Origin of the sequence: Streptomyces sp. MJM8645, assembly GCF_001625365.1 — a bacterium.
Classification (GTDB): Bacteria; Actinomycetota; Actinomycetes; order Streptomycetales; family Streptomycetaceae; genus Kitasatospora.
In genome coordinates this window covers 1,561,658-1,584,243 of record NZ_LJJF01000001.1, presented here as the reverse complement: position 1 = coordinate 1,584,243, position 22,586 = coordinate 1,561,658, and the positions used below count along the sequence as shown (strand labels likewise).

22 protein-coding genes are annotated in these 22,586 nt (G+C 72.3%); all 22 read left to right on the top strand.

Annotation, left to right across the window (positions count from 1 at the left end; translation table 11 throughout):
* Positions 1-66: 66 nt before the first annotated feature.
* Positions 67-1,833 (top strand): proteasome ATPase, encoded by a 1,767-nt coding sequence (arc, locus tag A6F73_RS06600; RefSeq protein WP_063346914.1) that lies wholly within the window; start codon positions 67-69, stop codon positions 1,831-1,833.
* A 230-nt stretch (positions 1,834-2,063) separates the two neighbouring features.
* A complete protein-coding gene (dop, locus tag A6F73_RS06595; protein ID WP_208869055.1) occupies positions 2,064-3,575 on the top strand; it encodes a depupylase/deamidase Dop in 1,512 nt (503 codons plus the stop codon).
* A gap of 174 nt (positions 3,576-3,749) precedes the next feature.
* Positions 3,750-3,968: a ubiquitin-like protein Pup gene (locus A6F73_RS06590; protein WP_031069167.1), complete on the top strand. Its 219-nt coding sequence runs from the start codon at positions 3,750-3,752 to the stop codon at positions 3,966-3,968.
* Between the two features lie 163 nt (positions 3,969-4,131).
* Positions 4,132-4,974 (top strand): proteasome subunit beta, encoded by an 843-nt coding sequence (gene prcB, locus A6F73_RS06585; RefSeq protein ID WP_063346913.1) that lies wholly within the window; start codon positions 4,132-4,134, stop codon positions 4,972-4,974.
* A 31-nt stretch (positions 4,975-5,005) separates the two neighbouring features.
* Positions 5,006-5,761: a proteasome subunit alpha gene (gene prcA, locus A6F73_RS06580; RefSeq protein ID WP_063346912.1), complete on the top strand. Its 756-nt coding sequence runs from the start codon at positions 5,006-5,008 to the stop codon at positions 5,759-5,761.
* Between the two features lie 121 nt (positions 5,762-5,882).
* A complete protein-coding gene (gene pafA, locus A6F73_RS06575) occupies positions 5,883-7,244 on the top strand; it encodes a Pup--protein ligase (protein WP_063346911.1) in 1,362 nt (453 codons plus the stop codon).
* A gap of 135 nt (positions 7,245-7,379) precedes the next feature.
* Positions 7,380-8,366: an FKBP-type peptidyl-prolyl cis-trans isomerase gene (locus A6F73_RS06570; RefSeq protein WP_063346910.1), complete on the top strand. Its 987-nt coding sequence runs from the start codon at positions 7,380-7,382 to the stop codon at positions 8,364-8,366.
* A 242-nt stretch (positions 8,367-8,608) separates the two neighbouring features.
* Positions 8,609-9,919 (top strand): FKBP-type peptidyl-prolyl cis-trans isomerase, encoded by a 1,311-nt coding sequence (locus tag A6F73_RS06565; RefSeq protein ID WP_079135480.1) that lies wholly within the window; start codon positions 8,609-8,611, stop codon positions 9,917-9,919.
* A gap of 163 nt (positions 9,920-10,082) precedes the next feature.
* Entirely contained in the window at positions 10,083-10,466 is a 384-nt protein-coding gene (locus A6F73_RS06560; protein ID WP_063346909.1) for an FKBP-type peptidyl-prolyl cis-trans isomerase, read from the top strand.
* Between the two features lie 173 nt (positions 10,467-10,639).
* Positions 10,640-11,632 carry a WYL domain-containing protein gene (locus A6F73_RS06555; protein ID WP_063346908.1) on the top strand — a complete coding sequence of 331 codons (993 nt, stop codon included), beginning with the start codon at positions 10,640-10,642 and terminating at the stop codon, positions 11,630-11,632.
* A gap of 26 nt (positions 11,633-11,658) precedes the next feature.
* Positions 11,659-12,606, top strand: a complete 948-nt coding sequence (locus A6F73_RS06550) for a WYL domain-containing protein (protein WP_063350986.1) — start codon at positions 11,659-11,661, stop codon at positions 12,604-12,606.
* 3 nt (positions 12,607-12,609) lie between these two features.
* Positions 12,610-12,840, top strand: a complete 231-nt coding sequence (locus tag A6F73_RS06545) for a hypothetical protein (RefSeq protein WP_063346907.1) — start codon at positions 12,610-12,612, stop codon at positions 12,838-12,840.
* Positions 12,841-12,894: 54 nt separating this feature from the next.
* Positions 12,895-13,071 (top strand): hypothetical protein, encoded by a 177-nt coding sequence (locus A6F73_RS41315; RefSeq protein ID WP_159398379.1) that lies wholly within the window; start codon positions 12,895-12,897, stop codon positions 13,069-13,071.
* 315 nt (positions 13,072-13,386) lie between these two features.
* Positions 13,387-13,704: a Sec-independent protein translocase subunit TatA gene (gene tatA / locus A6F73_RS06540; RefSeq protein ID WP_063346906.1), complete on the top strand. Its 318-nt coding sequence runs from the start codon at positions 13,387-13,389 to the stop codon at positions 13,702-13,704.
* A gap of 76 nt (positions 13,705-13,780) precedes the next feature.
* Complete coding sequence (tatC, locus tag A6F73_RS06535; RefSeq protein ID WP_244293312.1) at positions 13,781-14,722, top strand: twin-arginine translocase subunit TatC; 942 nt, start codon at positions 13,781-13,783, stop codon at positions 14,720-14,722.
* Between the two features lie 162 nt (positions 14,723-14,884).
* The gene (locus A6F73_RS06530) at positions 14,885-16,054 is read left to right on the top strand and encodes an FAD-dependent oxidoreductase (RefSeq protein WP_063346904.1); all 1,170 of its coding nucleotides are present in this window, start codon (positions 14,885-14,887) and stop codon (positions 16,052-16,054) included.
* 86 nt (positions 16,055-16,140) lie between these two features.
* Positions 16,141-16,455: a (2Fe-2S)-binding protein gene (locus A6F73_RS06525; RefSeq protein ID WP_063346903.1), complete on the top strand. Its 315-nt coding sequence runs from the start codon at positions 16,141-16,143 to the stop codon at positions 16,453-16,455.
* A complete protein-coding gene (locus tag A6F73_RS06520) occupies positions 16,436-17,908 on the top strand; it encodes an NAD(P)/FAD-dependent oxidoreductase (protein ID WP_063346902.1) in 1,473 nt (490 codons plus the stop codon). The genes A6F73_RS06525 and A6F73_RS06520 overlap by 20 nt, the downstream gene beginning before the upstream one ends.
* A 78-nt stretch (positions 17,909-17,986) precedes the next feature.
* Positions 17,987-18,895, top strand: coding sequence for a dihydrodipicolinate synthase family protein (locus A6F73_RS06515; RefSeq protein ID WP_167745852.1), 909 nt, complete (start codon positions 17,987-17,989; stop codon positions 18,893-18,895).
* 116 nt (positions 18,896-19,011) lie between these two features.
* Positions 19,012-20,016, top strand: coding sequence for a proline racemase family protein (locus A6F73_RS06510; RefSeq protein ID WP_063346900.1), 1,005 nt, complete (start codon positions 19,012-19,014; stop codon positions 20,014-20,016).
* A 104-nt stretch (positions 20,017-20,120) separates the two neighbouring features.
* Positions 20,121-21,491, top strand: coding sequence for an aldehyde dehydrogenase family protein (locus A6F73_RS06505; protein ID WP_244293592.1), 1,371 nt, complete (start codon positions 20,121-20,123; stop codon positions 21,489-21,491).
* Positions 21,491-22,519 (top strand): proline racemase family protein, encoded by a 1,029-nt coding sequence (locus A6F73_RS06500; protein ID WP_063346898.1) that lies wholly within the window; start codon positions 21,491-21,493, stop codon positions 22,517-22,519. Before A6F73_RS06505 ends, A6F73_RS06500 begins: the two co-directional genes overlap by 1 nt.
* Positions 22,520-22,586 lie beyond the last annotated feature (67 nt).

Here is a 22,586-nt window from a genome sequence, read left to right as displayed (position 1 = left end):
GGTTTACGGACCCCTGGTCCCAGGTAGGGTCTGGAAGCGTCCAGCTCCCCGGAGGAGGTGAGGACCGTGGCAGCCCACGATGACGACTACAACCGCAGCACCGGCAGGCCCGCTCGTGGTTCCGACGAGGCCGCTCAGGTCTCGTTCCTTGAGCAGGAAATCGCTGTGCTGCGCCGCAAGCTCGCCGACTCGCCGCGCAATTCGAGGATCCTCGAAGAGCGGATCGTCGAGCTCCAGACCAACCTGGCCGGAGTGTCCGCCCAGAACGAACGGCTCGCCTCCACCCTGCGAGAGGCCCGCGACCAGATCGTGGCCCTCAAGGAGGAAGTGGACCGGCTGGCACAGCCCCCGGCCGGGTTCGGCACCTTCCTCGAGGCCAACGAGGACGGCACCGCCGACATCTTCACCGGGGGGCGCAAGCTCCGCGTGAACGTCAGCCCCAACGTCGCCCTCGACGAACTGCGGCGCGGCCAGGAGGTGATGCTCAACGAGGCCCTCAACATCGTGGACGCGATGGCCTTCGAGCGCATCGGTGAGATCGTCACCCTCAAGGAGATCCTCGAGGACGGCGAACGCGCCCTGGTCGTCGGCCACACCGATGAGGAGCGGGTGGTGCGCCTCGCCGAACCGCTGCGCGAGCTCACCATCCGGGCGGGGGACGCCCTGCTGCTGGAGCCCCGCTCCGGCTACGTGTACGAGGTCGTGCCGAAGTCCGAGGTCGAGGAGCTGGTCCTCGAAGAGGTCCCGGACATCGACTACCGCCAGATCGGCGGACTGAGCAACCAGATCGAGCTGATCCGGGACGCGGTCGAGCTGCCCTACCTGCACGCCGACCTCTTCAAGGAGTACGAGCTGCGCCCGCCCAAGGGCGTGCTGCTCTACGGCCCGCCCGGCTGCGGCAAGACGCTGATCGCCAAGGCGGTCGCCAACTCGCTGGCCAAGAAGGTCGCCGAGGTCACCGGACGCCCCCAGGGGAAGAGCTACTTCCTCAACATCAAGGGCCCCGAACTGCTCAACAAGTACGTGGGCGAGACCGAGCGGCAGATCCGCCTGGTCTTCCAGCGGGCCCGGGAGAAGGCGAGCGAGGGCACGCCCGTCATCGTCTTCTTCGACGAGATGGAGTCGCTGTTCCGCACCCGCGGTTCCGGCGTCAGCTCGGACGTGGAGAACACCATCGTCCCGCAGCTGCTCGCCGAGATCGACGGTGTGGAGGGCCTGGAGAACGTCATCGTCATCGGCGCCTCGAACCGCGAGGACATGATCGACCCGGCGATCCTGCGGCCCGGCCGCCTGGACGTCAAGATCAAGATCGAGCGCCCGGACGCCGAGGCCGCGAGGGACATCTTCTCCAAGTACCTCAAGGAGTCGCTGCCGTTCCACCCGGACGACCTCAAGGAGCACGACGGCTCCCTGGGCACCACGGTGGCCGCGATGATCCAGTCGGTCGTGGAGCGGATGTACTCCGAGACCGAGGAGAACCGCTTCCTGGAGGTCACCTACGCCAACGGTGACAAGGAGGTCCTGTACTTCAAGGACTTCAACTCCGGCGCGATGATCCAGAACATCGTCGACCGCGCGAAGAAGATGGCCATCAAGGACTTCCTCGACCACGGTCAGCGCGGTCTGCGCGTCTCCCACCTGCTCGCCGCCTGCGTGGACGAGTTCAAGGAGAACGAGGACCTCCCGAACACCACCAACCCGGACGACTGGGCCCGCATCTCCGGCAAGAAGGGCGAGCGGATCGTCTTCATCCGCACGCTGGTCACCGGCAAGCAGGGCGCCGAGTCCGGCCGCTCGATCGACACTGTCGCCAACACGGGGCAGTACCTGTAAGCACACGGTGAGACCGGGCCGCCCGGCGGTCCCCGGAACAGCACGCACCCCGTCCGGCTGTGGCGCCTCGCGGCCCCGCAGCCGGACGGCGCGTCTCGGGGTCCGCCCGTCGGTGCCGGGTTCTAGGCTCGACCCACCGATCGCGGGCAGAACGCCGGCGCCGGTGTTGTTCAGCGGTACGTCGGCGTGCTCCGCCCGTGGGGGGCGGCGCACCGGGCAAGGAGGGCCGCATGACCGTACGGCGCGTGATGGGCATCGAGACCGAGTACGGGATCTCCGTGCCCGGGCACCCCAACGCCAACGCCATGCTCACCTCGTCCCAGATCGTCAACGCGTACGCGGCGGCGATGCACCGGGCGCGGCGGGCCCGCTGGGACTTCGAGGAGGAGAACCCGCTGCGTGACGCCCGGGGCTTCGACCTGGCACGCGAGGTGGCGGACGCCAGCCAGCTGACCGACGAGGACATCGGCCTGGCCAACGTCATCCTCACCAACGGGGCCCGGTTCTACGTGGACCACGCGCACCCCGAGTACAGCTCGCCAGAGGTCACCAACCCGCGCGACGCCGTGCTCTGGGACAAGGCCGGCGAGCGGATCATGGCGGCCGCCGCGCAACGCGCGCTGGAACTGCCCAACGGGCAGAACATCCACCTGTACAAGAACAACACCGACAACAAGGGCGCCTCCTACGGTACCCACGAGAACTACCTGATGAAGCGGGCGACGCCGTTCGCCGACATCGTCCGCCACCTCACCCCGTTCTTCGTCTCCCGCCAGGTGGTCACCGGCGCCGGCCGGGTCGGCATCGGCCAGGACGGTTCGACGCACGGCTTCCAGATCAGCCAGCGGGCCGACTACTTCGAGGTCGAGGTCGGCCTGGAGACCACGCTCAAGCGCCCGATCATCAACACCCGGGACGAACCGCACGCCGACGCGGAGAAGTACCGCCGGCTGCACGTGATCATCGGGGACGCCAACCTCTCCGAGATCTCCACCTACCTCAAACTGGGCACCACCTCACTGGTCCTGTCGATGATCGAGGACTCCTTCATCGCCTCCGACCTCGCCGTCGACCAGCCGGTGCGCACCCTGCACCGGGTCTCCCACGACCCCACGCTCAAGCACCTGATCACCCTGCGCAACGGGCGCAAACTCACCGCCGTCCAGCTCCAGCTGGAGTACTTCGAGCTGGCCCGCAAGTACGTCGAGGACCGCTTCGGCACCGACGCGGACGAGCAGACACTGGACGTGCTGGCCCGCTGGGAGGACGTCCTCGGCCGGCTGGAGCGCGATCCGATGTCGCTCTCCCGGCAACTGGACTGGATCGCCAAGCGGGAGATCCTGGAGGGCTACCGCAGCCGGGACGCCCTGGGGTGGGAGAACCCGCGGCTGCACCTGGTCGACCTCCAGTACAGCGACGTACGGCCCGACAAGGGCCTCTACAACCGGCTGGTGGCCCGCGGCCGCTTCGAGCGGCTGGTGACCGAGGCGGAGGTCGAGCGGGCCGTCTCCAAGCCCCCGGAGGACACCCGGGCGTACTTCCGCGGGCGCTGCCTCGAGCAGTACGCCGACCACGTCGCCGCGGCCTCCTGGGACTCGGTGATCTTCGACCTGCCGGGCCGGGACTCGTTGCAGCGGGTGCCCACGCTGGAGCCGCTGCGGGGCACCCGCAACCACGTCAAGGAACTGCTGGACCGCTGTCGCACCGCGGAGGACCTGCTGCGGGTCCTCTCCGGCGGGTAACTTTTCGATCACCATGGGTGAACGTCCGCCGAATGGGAATCATCCGGGGTGGCAGCGGGTGTTGGACAGGAAGCGCCACCGGCAAACCGGGAGCGGCAGTCGCACCTTGTGTATAGGGTCGGTGCAGCAAGCAACGACCAAACCGTGCCAGAAGAATCGAGCGGGGTGAGGGAAATGGCGAGCAAGGACACCGGCGGCGGCCAGCAGCGGGCGAACCGCTCCTCCGAGGAGGTCGAGGAGCAGGCCGCGGAAACCCAGAATTCCGACGACCTCAAGGAGCGCCAGGAAAAGCTGAGCGACGACGTCGACGCGGTGCTGGACGAAATCGACGAGGTCCTCGAGTCGAATGCGGAGGATTTCGTCCGCGGATTCGTGCAGAAGGGCGGGCAATAGCCCGTCCCCGGTATTCGGGAATTCACGGTCGAGACCGTCGAGGGCGGTCGGGCGGCAAGGGCCGCCCGGCCGTCCGGCACCGGCCCCCTGCGCGCGTGGACAGTGATCTCCGGGCGGGTAGGGTGCGGGCAACGCGAGCTTCAAGCTACCTGGAAGGAATCGTGTGGAAGCCAACACTCGTGGCACCGGGCGTCTACCGGCTGCCTTCCTGACCCCGGGGTCCTCCTCCTTCGTGGACTTCCTCGCCGAGCACCGGCCGGAGCTGATCCCCGGCCACCGCGGGCTCCCCGCGGGGGCCGTGATCGAGGCCCCGCACGGGACCACCATCGTGGCCGCGGTGTTCGACGGCGGCGTGGTGATCGCCGGTGACCGCCGGGCGACGATGGGCAACGTGATCGCCCAGCGCGACATGGAGAAGGTGTTCCCGGCCGACGAGTACAGCGCGGTCGGCATCGCCGGCACCGCCGGCCTCGCCATCGAGATGGTCCGGCTGTTCCAACTGGAGCTGGAGCACTACGAGAAGATCGAGGGCGCGGTGCTCTCGCTGGAGGGCAAGGCCAACCGGCTCACCGCCATGATCCGGGGCAACCTGGGCATGGCGATGCAGGGCCTGGCAGTCGTCCCGCTGTTCGCCGGCTACGACCTGGACCTCGGCCGCGGCCGGATCTTCAACTACGACGTCACCGGCGGGCGTTCCGAGGAGCGCGGCTTCGCCGCCACCGGCTCGGGCTCGGTCTTCGCCCGCGGCTCGATGAAGAAGCTCTACCGCGACGGCCTGACGGCCGACCAGGCCGCCACACTGGTCGTCCAGGCGCTGTACGACGCGGCCGACGACGACTCCGCCACCGGCGGCCCCGACCTCGCCCGCAAGATCTTCCCGATCGTCTCGCTGATCACCGAGGAAGGCTTCCGCCGGCTCGCCGACGCGGAGGTCACCGAGATCGCGGTCGCGATCACCGACGAGCGCCGCTCGCACCCCAACGGCCCGCAGGCCCCGCTGCTCTAGCCATCACCTCTCAGGAAAGGGACGACCGCCGGTGTCGACACCGTTCTACGTCTCGCCCCAGCAGGCCATGGCGGACCGCGCGGAGTACGCCCGCAAGGGCATCGCGCGCGGCCGCAGCGTGGTCGTGCTCACCTACGCCGACGGCATCGTCTTCGTCGCGGAGAACACCTCCAGAGCGCTTCACAAGGTCTCCGAGATCTACGACAAGATCGCCTTCGCGGCGGTCGGCCGCTACAACGAGTTCGAGAACCTGCGCATCGGCGGCGTCCGCTACGCCGACCTGCGCGGCTACTCCTACGACCGGGCCGACGTCACCGCCCGGGGCCTGGCCAACGTCTACGCCCAGACGCTCGGCACCATCTTCTCCTCGGTCGGCGAGAAGCCCTACGAGGTCGAGCTGATCGTGGCCGAGGTCGGCCGCACCGCGGACGAGGACCAGATCTACCGCCTCACCCCGGACGGCTCGATCGTCGACGAGAAGAACTACGTCGTGGTCGGCGGCAACGCCGACTCGATCGGCAACTACCTGGGCCAGCGCCACCAGGCCGGGATGGGCCTCACCGAGGTGGTCCGGGCCGCCGTGGACTCGCTCGCCCGCGACCCCAACGGCGGCAGCCCGCGCGCCCTCACCCCGGAGCAGCTGGAGGTGGCCGTCCTCGACCGCCAGCGGTTCCAGCAGCGCAAGTTCAAGCGCATCCTGGGCAACCAGCTCGCCCGGCTGCTCGACGGCGACCAGTCCGCCGAGTCGGACGACGAGGACAACCCGGCGGACACCGCGCCGGAGTAGCAGTGCCTGCGGAGTCCCGTACGGCGGCCGGAAGGAGGCCGTACGGGACTCCGGTGCCCCTGCGGCGGCCCAGTCGTCGTGGAGGCGGTTTCGGACAGCTCCGACACAGAATGGAGTGCTCATGGACCGCCGGATTTTCGGGCTGGAGAACGAGTACGGCGTGACCTGCACGTTCCGTGGGCAGCGCAGGCTGTCGCCGGACGAGGTGGCGCGGTACTTGTTCCGCCGGGTCGTCTCCTGGGGCCGCAGCAGCAACGTCTTCCTGCGCAACGGTGCCCGGCTGTACCTCGACGTCGGCTCCCACCCCGAGTACGCCACCCCCGAGTGTGACGACGTGACCGAGCTGGTGACGCACGACAAGGCGGGCGAGCGGATCCTCGAAGGGCTCCTGGTCGACGCCGAGCGGCGGCTGCACGAGGAGGGCATCGCGGGGGACGTCTACCTGTTCAAGAACAACACCGACTCGGCCGGCAACTCCTACGGCTGCCACGAGAACTACCTGGTGGCCCGGCACGGCGAGTTCTCCCGGCTGGCCGACGTGCTGATCCCCTTCCTGGTGACCCGCCAGCTGATCTGCGGCGCCGGCAAGGTGCTGCAGACCCCGCGCGGCGCGGTCTACTGCGTCAGCCAGCGCGCCGAGCACATCTGGGAGGGCGTCAGCTCCGCCACCACCCGCTCCCGCCCGATCATCAACACCCGCGACGAGCCGCACGCGGACGCCGAGCGCTACCGCCGACTGCACGTGATCGTCGGCGACTCCAACATGTCGGAGACCACGACGCTGCTCAAGGTCGGCGCCACCGACCTGGTGCTGCGGCTGATCGAGGCCGGCGTGGTGATGCGCGACCTCACCCTGGAGAACCCGATCCGGGCGATCCGCGAGGTCAGCCACGACCTCACCGGCACCCACCAGGTGCGGCTCGCCAACGGGCGCGAGGCCAGCGCGCTGGACATCCAGGAGGAGTACTACACCAAGGCGCTGGAGTTCGCCGACCGCAAGGGCATCAACACCGGCACCATCGGCCAGGTGCTCGAACTGTGGGGCCGGACCCTGGAGGCCGTCCGCACCGAGAACCTGGACCAGGTGGCCACCGAGATCGACTGGATCATGAAGTACAAGCTCATCGAGCGCTACCGCGAGAAGCACCAGATGAGCATGTCCAACCCTCGGGTGGCCCAGATCGACCTGGCGTACCACGACATCCACCGCCGGCGCGGCCTGTTCTACCTGCTCCAGGGCAAGGGCCAGGCGAAGCGGGTGACCACCGACCTCAAGACCTTCGAGGCCAAGTCCATCCCGCCGCAGACCACCCGGGCCCGGCTGCGCGGGGACTTCATCCGCCGGGCGCAGGAGCAGCGCCGGGACTTCACGGTGGACTGGGTGCACCTGAAGCTGAACGACCAGGCGCAGCGCACGGTGCTCTGCAAGGACCCGTTCCGCTCGGTGGACGAGCGGGTGGAAAAGCTGATCGCCGGGATGTGACCCCCGCAGGGGCCCCAGGTTTGTGATCAAGGCGGTGTCCGGCCCCGGTGGTGTCTACCGGGGCCGGACACCGTCCGGGCATACGCTGTCCGTCGAAGTCAGGAGAGCCGACCTCGATCGACAGTTAGGACCACCGTGCGCCGCACCGCCGGTTTGCTACTCACCCTGCCCCTGCTGCTGGCGGTCGCCTGCAGCAGTTCGCCCAAGGCGGCCGGCCCGGCGACTCCGTCCGCGGCGAGCGCGCCTCCGACGGTGCCCGCGCCGGTCGGCGAGGCGTCGCCGATGCCCACGCTCTCGGAGGGCGGTTTCGGCAGCAAGGCCACCATCACCCTCCCGGAGGGCCAGCCCGGCGGCCAGTTCGTGGTGAACACCGTCACCGAGGGCGAGCGGTCGACGGTCAACAAGGGCGACTGGGTGACGGTCAACTACACCGCGAAGGACTGGACCACCGGCAAGGACCTGCCCAGCTCGTACGACCCGAACGGGAAGCCTCAGCTCTACCAGGCCGGCAGCGGACAGCTCGTGCCGGCGCTGGACCAGAGCGTGATCGGCAAGAAGGTCGGCAGCCGGCTGCTGGTGGTCGCCCCACCGGCGGCGGCCTTCGGCGAGCAGGGCAGCACCCAGCTCGGCGTCAGCAAGGGCGACACCGTGGTGTTCGTCCTGGACATCATGGAGAGCCTGCCGCAGGACTCCACGCTGACCGGGGCCATGACCCCGCCGCCGGCGACGATGCCGCAGGTCAAGGACAACGGCAAGGCCCCGGTGACGATCACCGTGCCGGCCGGGCAGGCCGCGCCCACCGACCTGGAGCAGGCGGTGCTGATCAAGGGCGAGGGCAAGCAGGTCAAGAGCGGGCAGACCCTGGTGGTGCAGTACACCGGGGTGCTCTGGAACAACGGCCAGCAGTTCGACTCCTCCTGGACGCACGGGGGCGCGCAGGCGGTGCAGATCGGCACCGGCAGCGTGATCGAGGGCTGGGACAAGGCGCTGGTCGGCCAGACCGTCGGCAGCCGGATCCTGCTCGTGGTGCCGCCCGCGCTCGGCTACAAGGACCAGGCGCAGGGCTCGGTGCCGCCCAACTCGACGCTGGTCTTCGTGATCGACATCCTGGAAGCTGTTTAGGGAAGCCAGGGAAGCGGTTTAGGGCGGACACGCTCTAGGAAGTCCCCCCGGGGATTCCGTACGCTTGGGCGGACGCTCGTACAACGAAGCGTCCGCCCTCATCCTGAGCTGTCATACTGCCCTCGCACTGTGGCAGGCGCCGCCCGGCGTCGAGGTCCGGGGCGGACGGTGCGACGGCAGACCGGCAGTCAGCACGCCGGTCGCAGACCTGGAAGACCTCGTGGCGAGATGGATGGGGAGTCATGACTGAGAAGACGCCGAGCCCGGGCGGGGCCGACACCGCGGCGAACGACAGCTCCGCGGGTGACCCGGCCGCCTCGCGTCCCGGCGGCCCGCTCCCGGGGGACGGCGAGTCGATCGTCGTCCCGCCGTCGATCCTGAAGCAGCAGGCCGGCTGGGCGCAGCCCGGCGAGCAGCCGCGGGCCTCGGGCGGGACCAAGACGGACGACACCCCGCAGATCTTCGCCTCCACCGTGCGTCGGGGCGACACCTCGGAGGCCGGGTACGACGAGAACCCGCCCGGGGTGGGCCGGCTGGGCGTGATCCTCGGCACGGTGCTGACCTTGCTGCTGGCCGGCAGCGCCGTGACGCTGTACCTGGTGAACAAGGACGGCAAGTCGGACACCGCCGCCAAGCCGGACGCCGCCAAGAGCGCGCCGCCCACGCCGACCGCCGACCCGGTGCCGCCGATCAAGGACAGCGCCAAGGTGCTGCCCACCGTCACCGGTGACTTCGGCAAGAAGGCCGAGATCCAGGTGCCGGGCGAGGCCTCCGACGGCTCCTTCGTGGTGAAGGTGCTGACCGAGGGCACCGGCCCCAAGGTGGACAAGAACTCCTGGACCTCGGTGGACTACACCGCCAAGGACTGGACCACCGGCAAGGACATCCCGAGCTCGTACGACAACAACGGCAAGCCGCAGATCTTCCAGGCCGGCACCGACGCGCTGATCCCGGCGCTGGACCAGGCCGTGGTCGGGAAGAAGGCCGGCAGCCGGGTCCTCGTGGTGGCCCCGCCGGCCGCCGCGTTCGGCTCCCAGGGCAAGGCCGACATGTCGATCGGGGCGAAGGACGACCTGGTCTTCGTGATCGACATCCGCAACGCCAACGCGCCCGACTCCGTGGTGAGCGGCACCGTCACGCCGCCGCCCGCGGACTTCCCGCAGGTCAAGGACAACGGCAAGAAGCCGGCCGAGATCACCCCGGTGGCCGGTGCGAAGGACCCGACCGAGCTGAAGTCGCACGTCCTGATCAAGGGCACCGGGCCGGCGGTGGAGAAGGGCGAGAAGGTCGTCGTCCAGTACACCGGCGCGCTGTTCAAGGACGGCAAGATGTTCGACTCCTCGCTCAGCAAGGGCCAGGCGTTCTCCTTCCCGGTCGGCGGTGGCCAGGTCATCCAGGGCTGGGACCAGGGGCTGGTGGGCCAGACCGTCGGCAGCCGGGTGGAACTGGTGATCCCGGCCGCGCTGGCGTACGGCGACAAGGGCCAGGGCGACATCCCGCCGGGCGCACCGCTGGTCTTCGTGGTGGACATCCTGGACGCCGGTCAGGGCTGATCCACTTTCGGGTGACAATGGTGTGCGTGTGACCTTCAGGTCCGGCCGCGTGGCCGGACCACCCCGGGCGGTGGGCGCCCGTACCGTGGTCCGGGAACGGACCGGGGGTGCGGGCGCCCGCCGCTTGGTCGTGACTGCAATGCGAAACGTGAGAAGAGGGACTGTGAGCGTCAACCTCAACGAGAAGCCCGAGATCGACTTCCCGATCGGCGACGCCCCGGCGGACCTGCAGATCCGCGACATCGTCGTCGGTGACGGCGATGAGGCCAAGTCGGGCCAGGTCGTCAAGGTCCGCTACGTCGGCGTGACCTTCGAGACCGGTGAGGAGTTCGACTCCAGCTGGAACCGGGGCACCGCCCCGTTCTCGTTCCCGCTGGGCGCCGGCCGCGTCATCAAGGGCTGGGACCGCGGTGTCGCCGGCATGAAGGTCGGCGGCCGCCGCGAGCTGACCATCCCGTCGCACCTGGCCTACGGCAACCAGTCGCCGACCCCGCTCATCCCGGCGGGCTCGACCCTGATCTTCGTCGTCGACCTGATCGGCGTCTGAGTCGTTCCACACCGTGGGCCGAACCCCGATCGGGGTTCGGCCCACGGTCGTCTCCGGAGGCGGCTTTTGCACTGCGTACCGCTACCGGTACGGTCGGTCCCGCCGGGTGACGACCTCCCGGCGGGCGCACCCCGCGCACCCCGCGCACGCGCGGCACACCGGAAGGGTCAGCGATGGCGATCGCCAAGGCAGAGCGGCTGATGAATCTCGCCCTGTGCCTGATGAACACCAGACGTCCGCTCTCCAAGAAGGAGCTGCGGGAATCCATCGAGGCGTACCGCGAGGCCTGGCAGAACAGCAGCGAGGACGCCTTCAACCGGATGTTCGAGCGGGACAAGGACGACCTGCGCGAACTCGGCCTGGTGATCGACGTCGACGAGAGCGCCCTGGACGGCGAACTCGGCTACCTGGCCCGCGCCGACCGCAACCGGCTGCCCGAGATCGCGCTGGACGCCGAGGAGGCGGCCGCGCTGACCCTGGCCGCCCGGGTCTGGCAGCAGGCCAAGATGTCCGGCGCGGCCAGCGGCGCGCTGCAGAAGCTGCGCGCCGCCGGGGTGCCGTTCGCCGAGCCCGAGGGCCGGACCGCCCTGGAGCCGCGCATCCCCGCCCGGGAGGCCGCGTTCGAGCCGCTGCTCACCGCCGCCCGGGACCGCCGCCCGGTCGGCTTCGAGTACCGCAAGGCCGGCGCCGCCGCCGGCGAGCTGCGCACCGTCGAGCCGTGGGCGCTGGAGTGCTGGCGCGGGCACTGGTACCTGGCCGGGTGGGACCGCGACCGCGGCGACGCCCGGGTGTTCCGGCTCAGCCGGATCACCGGCAAGGTCCGGGCCAAGGCCGGCGCCTTCCTCGGCACCGTGCCCGAGCACGTCGACGTCCGCGCCACCGTCGCCAAGTTCGCGGGCGAGGGCGCCACCGCCACCGCCACCGTCCGGGTCCGCCGGGGAGCGGGCTTCCCGCTGCGCACCAAGGCGCTGAGCAGCGCGCGGGTGGACGACGGCTGGGACGAGCTGGAGATCCCGTACGGCAACGGGCTGGGCGCCGACCTCGCCGAGTTCGGGCCGGACGTGCTGGTGCTCGGGCCCGAGGAGCTGCGGGCCGACGTGATCGACCGGCTGCGGGCCGTGGCCGGTCTGGACGTGGTGAATGGAAGCGGAGGGGTTCAGGCGTGAGCAACGCGATCGACCAGACGCGGCGGATGCTGTCGCTGGTCACCTACCTGCGCGAGCGCCCCGGCGCCGAGGTGGCCGAGGTGGCCCGCGCGTTCGGGATCTCCGAGCGCGAGCTGATCGGGGACCTCAACGTGCTGCCGATGTGCGGCACCAGCTTCCGCGGCGGCGACCTGCTCGACATCGACACCGACGGCGAGCGGATCTGGTGGCACAACGTCGACGACGTGGCGCAGCCGCTGCGCCTCGCCGCCGACGAGGCCACCGCGCTGCTGGTCGCCGCCCGTGCGGTGGCCGGGCTGCCCGGCCTGCGGGCCGGCGACCGGGAGGCGCTCACCCGGGCCGTCGTCAAGATCGAGAACGCGGCGGGCGAGAGCGCCGCCGGCAGCGCCCGGGTCGGCGTGACCTTCGAGGCGGAGGGCCACGTGTTCGCCGACATCGACCGCGCGCTCAGCGAGGGGCGCCGCCTGTGGCTGCGCTACTACTCGCACGGGCGCGGCGGGATGACCGAGCGCGAGGTCGACCCGATCCGGCTGCTCACCGAGGGTCACACCTACCTCGAGGCCTGGTGCCGCACCTCCGAGGACCACCGGATGTTCCGGCTGGACCGGGTCGCCGAGATCCGGGTGCTGGACGTCCCCGCCGACCCGCCCCGGCGCGAGCCGCGCGATCTGAGCGGCGGGCTGGTCAACCCGTCCGCGGACGACCCCGAGGTGGTCGTCGAGGTCTCCTCCGGCGGGCGCTGGGTGGCCGAGTACTACACCCACGACCGGGCCGAGGAACTGCCCGACGGCGGGCTGCGGATCACCCTGCGCAGCGCCGACCCCTCCCAGCTGCGCCCGCTGGCGCTGCGGCTGGGCCGGGACGGCCGGATCGTCTCGCCGCCCGAGCTGGCCGGGCAGGCCCGCGCGGCCGCCCTGGAGGCGCTGGCCGCGTACGGGGAGCAGACCGTTGCCGACGGGGAGGGGCGGGTCTGATCGGTGGAGCCCGGGACCAGATTCAAGGTGTACTGCTCCGAGTGCCGGGAGAAGGTCGAGCTCCCGGCGGAGGAGTTCCGGCTGACCCTCGGTCGCACCCCGGCCCAGGCGCACTACAGCTTCGGCTGCCCGCTCTGCGGGGCGGCGGTGCGCAAGCCGGCCGGGGAGAAGATCGTCGCGGCGCTCGTCGGGGCCGGGGTCCGCACCATGCGGCTCGTCCCGGCCGAGGGGTAGCGGGCGCTCTCCCGCGGACCCGGCCGGGGGGCCGGGCCCGATAGGGTGGGGCGCATGTCCTGGATGCTCGTCGCCGCCGTCCTGCTCGCCACCGCGGGCCTGCTGGTCCTCGGGGTGCTCGCGATCCGGCTCTGGCTGGACGTGCGGGCGCTGGCCAAGGGCGTGGACGCGGCCTCGCGGGCGCTGGCCGAGGCGGCGGGGGAGCTGGCGGAGGCCGTACCGGGGCGGTAGGGCCGTCCGGTGGTGCCCGTCCGGTGGTGTCCGCCGGGTGAGGCCGTCCGGTGGTGGCCGTCCGGTTGTTCCCGTTTGGTAGCGCCCGTTCGGTGGTGCCTGTTCGGTAGCACAGGAGGGCCGTCGGTGGTACGGGGGCTGCTGCGGGGAGGCGGGGGCGGGTTACGCTCTCAGATGGCTCCTGCAGATGGCTCCTGAACTGCGAACCGGGGCCGCTGTCCTGTTCGGGCGGCCGTCGTCGTGGCGTCATCCGCAGCGGTTACCATCCGCGGCGGGGGGCCCGACGGGTCGCCATGAGTGAAGGTTGGTCGCGCAATGCGCATCTCGATGACCGCGATCGTGGTGGTCGTGATTTTCGCCGTCCTGCTGTTCGGCGCCAAGCGGCTGCCCGACCTGGCTCGCTCGCTCGGGCAGTCGATGCGGATCCTGAAGAGCGAGACCAAGGCCATGCGCTCGGACGGCGCCGAGGAGGACGCCGCCGCGACGCCGCCTCCGGCGCCCCGGGTCGACGGCGGTTCGGCGACGACCGCGGCCAGGACCATCCAGGCCGCTCCGGGCGCCTCGGGCACCGCCCGCCCGGTGGCCGAGCCCGCCGCCGGGCCGTCCGCGGCCGACGGCGACCGCCCGCGCTGAGCGCGGCGCACGTGACGAACGCGACCACGGAGGCCCGTCGACCGGCGGGCCTCGACGCACGAGTTGAGGACCGGGGTTGAGCAAGCTCTCCAAGGCGTCGAAGGCGTCCAAGGATCCTGAGGGGCGGATGGCCCTCACCGACCACCTGCGGGAACTGCGCAACCGCGTGGTCAAGTCGGTCCTGGCGATCGTGGTGATCACCATCGTGGCGGCGTTCTACCACAGGCAGATCGAGAACTTCCTGCTGGAGCCGCTGCCGCGCTGCACCGCGGAGACCGCCAACCAGTTCAAGGGCAAGTGCGCCCAGGTCTCCAACATCGGTCTGACCGCCGGTTTCACCTGGATGCTCAAGGTGTCGCTGACGGCCGGTGTGGTCGCGACCGTGCCGATCTGGCTCTACCAGGTCTGGGCCTTCGTGGCACCCGGTCTGCACCGGCACGAGAAGAAGTACGCCGTCATCTTCATGCTGTGCGGGGCGCCGCTCTTCCTGGCCGGTGTGGGCTGCGCCATCCTGGTGCTGCCGACCACCGTCGACGTGCTGATCTCGTTCACCCCGGACAAGACCACGCCGATCCTGCCGCCCGAGGACTACCTCGACATCGCCACCCGGATGGTGCTGGTCTTCGGCTTGGCCTTCGAGTTCCCGCTGCTGCTGGTGATGATGAACATGGTCGGCATGGTCACCGGCAAGCGGCTGCTCGGCTGGTGGCGCGGCATGGTCATGGGCATCACGGTCTTCGCCGCCTTCGCCACCCCGAGCGCCGATCCGGTGAGCATGCTCACGCTGGCCGCGCCGATCTGGGCGTTCTACTTCCTCGCGGTGGGCATCGCGATCTTCAACGACAGGCGCAAGGAGCGCCGCAACCCCGACGCCGGGCTGAGCGACGAGGAGGCCTCGGAGCTGGACCTCTCGGTGCAGCCGGTGGCCGGTACGGAGATGGTCCAGGCCTCGGCCGCGCCGACGGCGGGCGCCCCGGTGCCGGCCGCCCGTCACGAGCAGATCGACGACATCACCTGAGCCGGTAGCGCACCCTGAGGCCCCGGCCCGCCGCCCGACGCGGTGGGCCGGGGCCTTTTGGCTGCTCCGGCCCGGTGAGCCCGGCCTTTTGGCTGCTCCGGCCCGGTTCGGGATTCGGCGGGTGGTCTTGGCACGATGGATGGCATGTGACATATTACTGACGTGCTCAAGACGCAGAGACCTCCCCTGGATGTCGTCGTGGTCGGCGCCGGCGTGGTCGGCGCCGCCTGCGCCTACTACGCGGCCCGCGCCGGGCTCACCGTCGCCGTCGTCGACCGCGGACCGGTGGCCGGCGGCACCACCGGCGCCGGCGAGGGCAACCTGCTGGTCTCCGACAAGGAGCCCGGGCCCGAACTCGACCTCGCCCTGCTCAGCACCCGGCTCTGGCACGACCTCGCCGAACACCTCGGCGCGGCCGTCGAGTACGAGCCCAAGGGCGGCGTGGTGATCGCCTCCACCCCGGCCGGTCAGGACGCCCTGCGGGCCTTCGCCGTCGGCCAGGCCGCCGCCGGCGTCACCGCCGAGGAAGTCCCCGCCGAGCGGCTGCACGAGCTGGAGCCGCACCTCGCCCCCGGCCTCGCCGGCGGCTTCCACTACCCGCAGGACGCGCAGGTCCAGCCCGCCCTCGCCGCCGCCCACCTGCTGCGCGAGGCCCGCCGGATGGGCGCCGAGCTGATCACCGGCGAGACCGTGACCGCCGTGCACCGGGGGCCGGACGGCGCCGTGCGCGGAGTGCGCACCGACCGCCGCCGCCTCGACGCCCCCGCCGTCGTCAACGCGACCGGCACCTGGGGCGGCGAACTGGCCCGGCTGGCCGGGGTGCACCTGCCGGTGATGCCCCGCCGCGGCTTCGTCCTGGTCACCGAGCCGCTGCCGCGGATCGTCCGGCACAAGGTCTACGCCGCTGACTACGTCGCCGACGTCGCCAGCGGCTCGGCCGGGCTGCAGACCTCCGCCGTGGTCGAGGGCACCCCCGGCGGGCCCGTGCTGATCGGCGCCAGCCGCGAACGGGTCGGCTTCGACCGCACCCTCTCCCAGGAGGTGCTGCGGCGGCTCGCCGCCCAGGCCGCGGCGCTCTTCCCGGTGCTCGCGGACGTCACCGTGATGCGCACCTACCGGGGCTTCCGCCCGTACCTGCCGGACCACCTGCCAGCCATCGGCGAGGACCCCAGGGCGCCCGGGCTCTACCACGCCTGCGGGCACGAGGGCGCCGGCATCGGGCTGGCCCCGGCGACCGGCCTGCTGATCAGCGAGCAGCTGACCGGCAAGCAGCCGGAACTGGACCTCGCGCCGTTCCGCCCGGACCGCTTCCCGGCGGACGCCGGGGCCTGAGCCCGGGACTGCTGTCTGCCTGCCGACTGCCTCGCTCTGTCGATCGCCCTCGTTCGTCGACCAACCCCGGAACGGAGAAGCCGCCGATGCGCCGCACCCCCGCCGACCTGGTCCGGGCCGAACCCGGCCCCGCCCACCACATCGAGTTCGACGGCCGACCCGTCCCGGCCCTGCCCGGACAGTCGATCGCCGCCGCGCTCTGGGCCGACGGTGTGCTCGCCTGGCGCACCACCCGGGTCGGCGGCCGGCCGCGCGGGGTGTTCTGCGGCATCGGCGCCTGCTTCGACTGCCTGGCCACCGTCGACGGCCGCCCCAACCAGCGCACCTGCCTGCTCCCCGCCGAACCCGGCACCACCGTCACCACCCAGGAGGGCAACGGCCGTGCCGACCTCGCCGTCTGACCGGACCGCCGCCGAAGCGGCCCGACGCCCCGACCTCGCGGTGATCGGCGCCGGCCCGGCCGGGCTCGCGGCCGCCGTGACCGCCGCCGACCTCGGGCTGCGCTGCGTCCTGCTGGACGCCGGCCGCAGCACCGGCGGGCAGTACTACCGGCACCCCGCGCCCGGCCTCGGCGCCGCCCGCCCGGACCGGCTCCACCACGGCTGGTCCGTCTACACCGGACTGGCCGACCGGCTCGCCGCGCACGAGCGGGCCGGGCGGGTCCGCTTCCTCGGCGGCCACCAGGTGTGGGCGCTGGAGCGGACCGGCGACGGCTTCGCCGTGCACGTCACGCGCGGACCGGAGGCCACCGACCGGGCCACCGTCCCGGCCGCGTCCGTGCTGCTCGCCACCGGTGCGTACGAGCGCCAGCTGCCCTTCCCCGGCTGGACCCTGCCCGGGGTGGTCACCGCGGGCGGCGCACAGGCGATGCTCAAGGCCGGGCTGGTGCTGCCCGGACGGCGGATCGTGGTGGCCGGCAGCGGGCCGCTGCTGCTCGCGGCGGCGTCCTCGCTGGTCACCGCCGGGGCCGAGGTGCCCGCGGTCGTCGAGGCCACCGACTACCTCGGCTACGCCCGGCGCCCCGGCGCCTTGGCGGCCGTCCCCGCCAAGCTCGTCGAGGGCGCCGGCCACGGGAGCACGCTGCTGCGGCACGGCGTGCGGCTGCGCCCGCGCAGTGCCGTCGTCGAGGCGCACGGGACCGAGCGGGTCACCGCCGTCACGGTGGCCCGGCTGGACGCCGACTGGCGGCCGGTGCCCGGCACCGAACGCCGGATCGCCTGCGACGCCGTCGCCGTGGGCCACGGGCTGCTGCCGCAGATCGACCTGGCCACCGAACTGGGCGCGGCCACCAGGACCGCCCCGGACGGCGCGGCCGGGCTCCAGGTCGACGCCCGGCTGCGCACCACCGTGCCCGGCCTCTGGTCGGCGGGGGAGACCAACGGCGTCGGCGGCGCGGACCTCGCGATCGTGGAGGGCGAACTGGCCGCGCACGCCGTGGCCGACCGGCTGCCGAAGCCCGCACTGCTGCGCCGCCGGGCCCGGCTGCGGAACTTCGCCGACCTGATGGCCGCGGCCCACCGGCCCGGCCCCGGCTGGACCGGCTGGCTGCGCCCGGACACCGACGTCTGCCGGTGCGAGGAGGTGCCGGTCTCGGCGATCCGGGAGGCCGTGGACGAGCTGGGCGCGGGCGATCCGCGCACCGTCAAGCTGCTCACCCGGGCCGGGATGGGCTGGTGCCAGGGCCGGATGTGCGGTCCGGCCGTGGCCTGCCTGGCCGGCTCGGGTGAGCCGGGGCCGGACCGGCGGCCGCTGGCCTGCCCGGTGCCGCTGTCGCAGCTGGCGGCCGGGCCAGCCGGGTCGTCCGGGTCGTCCGGGTCGTCCGGGTCGTTCGGCGAGGCCGGCGACACGCCTTAGGGCATGTTGCGGGCCGGGGACTCTTGTCTCCGGCCCGTCTCCTCTAATAAAATGTCACACCTCACCAAGGAGCTCATCGTGTCCAACACCCCACACGACACCGCCCGGCCCTGGCGCGGCATCATGGTCGCCACCACGATCCCGCTGCGCCCGGACCTCTCCGTCGACTACGACGCGTACGCCGAGCACGTCCGCTGGCTGATCGAGTCCGGCTGCGACGGCGTCGTCCCCAACGGCTCGCTGGGCGAGTACCAGACGCTCACCGCCGAGGAGCGCGCCCGCGTCGTCGAGGTGGCCGTCGAGGCGGCCGGCGACGGCTCCCGGGTGATGCCCGGCGTGGCCGCCTACGGCAGCGCCGAGTCCCGCCGCTGGGCCGAGCAGGCCGCCGAGGCCGGCGCCGGCTCCGTGCTCCTGCTGCCGCCGAACGCCTTCCGGGCCGACCACGCGTCCGTCCGGGCGCACTACGCCGACGTGGCCAAGGCCGGACTGCCCGTCGTCGCGTACAACAACCCGATCGACACCAAGGTCGACCTCGTCCCCGCGCTGCTCGCCCAACTGCACGGCGAGGGCTCGATCGTCGCGGTCAAGGAGTTCAGCGGCGACGTCCGCCGGGCCTACGAGATCGCCGAACTGGCCCCCGGGCTGGACCTGCTGATCGGCGCCGACGACGTGCTGCTGGAGCTGGCGCTGGCCGGCGCGGTCGGCTGGATCGCCGGCTACCCGAACGCCCTGCCGGAGGCCAGTGTCGCGCTGTACCGGGCCGCCGTGGCGCACGAGCTGGACACCGCGCTGCCGCTGTACAAGTCGCTGCACTCGCTGCTGCGCTGGGACTCCAAGACCGAGTTCGTCCAGGCCATCAAGCTGTCCATGGACATCGCCGGGCGCCCCGGCGGCCCCGTCCGCCCGCCGCGCCAGCCGCTGACCCCGGACATCGAGGCGGCCGTCCGCGCGGCCACCGAGAAGGCGCTGGCCGAGGGCCTGGCCTAACCGGGAGACCTCGTCACCAGGGCCGGCTGAGGGGGCAGCCGGCCCGGCCCCACCCACCCGATCCGGCGTACGGTCACCACCTCCGTACGCCCACTCCGACGGGAGTCGTCAGAGCCATGCGCAGCCGTCACGTGTTCCACGCCGTCGACTCGCACACCGAGGGCATGCCGACCCGGGTCATCACCGGCGGCTTCGGCGTCATCCCCGGCGCCACCATGGCCGAGCGCCGGGTGCACTTCCAGCAGCACCTGGACCACTTCCGCACCCTGCTGATGTACGAGCCGCGCGGCCACGCCGCGATGAGCGGCGCCATCCTCCAGCCGCCGACCCGGCCCGACGCCGACTTCGGCGTGCTCTACATCGAGGTCTCCGGCCTGCTGCCGATGTGCGGCCACGGCACCATCGGCGTCGCCACCGTGCTGGTCGAGACCGGCATGGTGCCGGTGGTCGAGCCGGTCACCACGGTGCGGCTGGACACGCCCGCCGGACTGGTGATCGCCGAGGTGCGGGTCGAGGACGGCGCCGCCACCGCGGTGACCATCCGCAACGTGCCGTCCTACTCGGCCGCGCTGGACGCCAAGATCGAGGTGCCCGGGTACGGCACGATCGGCTACGACCTGGCGTACGGCGGCAACTTCTACGCCATCCTGCCGCTCGCCGAGTTCGGGCTGCCCTTCGAGCGCGAGCGCAAGCAGGACATCCTGGAGGCCGGACTGGCCCTGATGGCCGCCATCAACGCGAGCCCCGACCGCCCGGTGCACCCGGAGGACCCGTCCATCCACGGCTGCCACCACGTCCAGCTGCTCGCCCCCGGCTCCACCGCCGAACACTCCCGGCACGCGATGGCCATCCACCCCGGCTGGTTCGACCGCTCGCCCTGCGGCACTGGCACCTCGGCCCGGATGGCACAGCTGCACGCGCGCGGCGAACTGCCGCTGGGGCGCGACTTCCGCAACGACTCCTTCATCGGGACGACCTTCATCGGGCGCCTGGTCGAGGAGACCGAGGTGGCCGGGCGGCCCGCCGTGGTGCCCACCGTCACCGGGCGGGCCTGGGTCACCGGCACCGCCCAGTACTTCCTCGACCCGCGTGACCCGTTCCCGGCCGGGTTCCTGCTGTAGAGCTGTCTGAAGCGGTTTGAAGCTGTCTGAAGCCGTTTGAAAGAGGAGCCGGCCTCGGGGGAGGGGCCCGCTCAGACGTCCGCTGAACCACCTTCGAAGGGCTGCTGGTCGTGACCATCACCTCGTACAACCCCGCCGACCCCGCGGACCTCGTCGTCGCCGTCGAGGAACCCGGCGCCGAAGCCGTCCGGGCCGCCGTCGCCCGGGCCCGGGCCGCCCAGCCCGGCTGGCTCGCGGCCGGCGCGGGCGCCCGGTCGGCGGCGCTCGGCCGGATCGCCGAAGCGGTCGAGGCGCACGCGGACGAACTGGCCGGGCTGATCGTGCGCGAGGTCGGCAAGCCGCTCGCCGAGGCACGCGGCGAAGTCGCCCGCACCGCGGCGATCTGGCGCTACTACGCGCAGGCGCCGTTCGCGCCGTCCGGGGCGGTGCACGAGACCGCCGCCGGGCCCGGGCTGCTGCTCACCCGGCGCCGCCCGTACGGCGTCGCCGGGCTGATCGCGCCGTGGAACTTCCCGCTGGCGATCCCCACCTGGAAGGCCGCGCCGGCGCTGGCGGTCGGCAACACCGCGGTGCTCAAGCCGGCGCCCGAGGCGACCGCCTGCGCGCTGCGGCTGGCCGAACTGGCCGCCGGGGCCGGGCTGCCGGAGGACGTGTTCACCGTGCTGCCGGGCGGCGCCGAGGAGGGCGCGGCGCTGGTCGACACGGCCGACGTGGTCTCCTTCACCGGCTCGACCGGCGTCGGCCGGGCCGTGGTGCGGGCCGCCACCGAGCGCGGCGTCCCGGTGCAGGCCGAACTCGGCGGGCTGAACGCCGCGCTGGTGCTGCCGGACGCCGACCTCGCGCAGGCCGCCGCCCACCTCGCCGCTGCCATCGCCGGGTACGCGGGGCAGAAGTGCACCGCCACCAGCCGGGTGATCGCGGTCGGCGCCGCGTACGAGCCGCTGCGCGACGCCCTGGTCAAGGCGCTGGAACTGGTCGACGACACGGCCTGCGGGCCGGTCATCAACGCCGCCGCCCGGGACCGGCTGACGGCCGCCGTCGACTCGGCCGTCGCCGCCGGGGCCACCCTGCTCACCGGCGGCCGGGCACCCGAGCGGGACGGCTGGTACCTCGAACCGGCCCTGCTCACCGACGTGCCGGCCGAACACCCCCTGGCCCGCGAGGAGTTCTTCGGACCGATCGCGCTGCTGCACGCCGCCGCCGACCTCGACGAGGCGATCGCGCTCGCCAACGACACCCCGCACAGCCTCTCCACCTCCGTGCACACCCGCAGCCTGGACGTGGCGCTCGCCGCCGCCGACCGGCTGGACGCGGGCATGATCCGGGTCAACGCGCCGTCCAGCGGCGTCGACTTCCACCTGCCGTTCGGCGGCGCCAAGGGCGCCGCCCACGGCGAGCGCGAACAGGGCCAGGCGGCGCTGGACTTCTACACCGTCAGCCGCACGGTCAGCCTGCTGCCGGGCGGGGGCGCCTGATGCTCGTCCGCACCATCGACTACCACGCGGCCGGTGAGCCGTTCCGGATCGTGCTGGACGGCGTGCCCGCGATCCCCGGCGACAGCGTCGCCGAACGGCGGGCCATCGCACTCGGCGCCGGCGGCAGCGCGACCGCACCCCGGCCGAGCGCGCTGGACGACGCGCGGCAGCTGCTCAGCCGCGAACCGCGCGGCCACGCCGGGATGTACGGCGGGTTCCTGGTGCCGCCGGACGACGACGAGGCGCACTTCGGGGTGCTGTTCTGGCACAAGGACGGTTACTCGACGGCCTGCGGGCACGGCACCATCGCGCTCGGCGCCTGGGCGGTGGACTCCGGGCGGGTCGCGGCCCCCGCCGACGGCGTGGCCCGGGTGCGGATCGACGTGCCGTCCGGCCGGGTCACCGCGCTGGTGCACCGGGCCGGCGGGCGGACCACCGGCGTCACCTTCCGCAACGTGCCCACCCGGGTCGCCGCCCTGAAGTTGCCGCTGGCCACTTCGCGGGGCACCGTGGAGGTCGCGGTGGCGCACGCGGGCGCCTGCTACGCCTCGGTGCCGGCGGCCGCCCTCGGCCTCGCGGTCGAGCCCGCGCAGCTGCCCGAACTCACCGCCGCCGGGCGGGAGATCAGGGAGCTGCTGGCCGGCGCGGCGGCGGTGGCGCACCCGAGCGACCCGCTGCTGTCGGGCGTGTACGGGGTCATCCTGTTCGACGAATTCGTCTCGGAGGACGGCGTGTTGAACCAACGGAACGTCACCGTCTTCGCGGACGGGCAGATCGACCGCTCGCCCTGCGGCTCCGGGACCTCCGCCCGGCTCGCCGTCCTCGCCGCCGAGGGCCGGCTCGCGCCGGGGGAGGAACTGCGGCACGAGTCCGTCATCGGGACGGTCTTCACCGGCCGCGTCCTGCCCGGCGGCGACCCGCTGGACGGCGGCGTCGTCACCGAGGTGACCGGCAGCGCCCACCGCACCGGCGAGCACGCGTTCGTCCTGGAACCGGACGACGACCTGGGGGCGGGGTTCCTGCTGTGACCGCTCCTGCGAATCCGCCTGCGGACCCTGCTGCGCCGCCTCATGCGTCGTCTCATGTGCCGCCTCT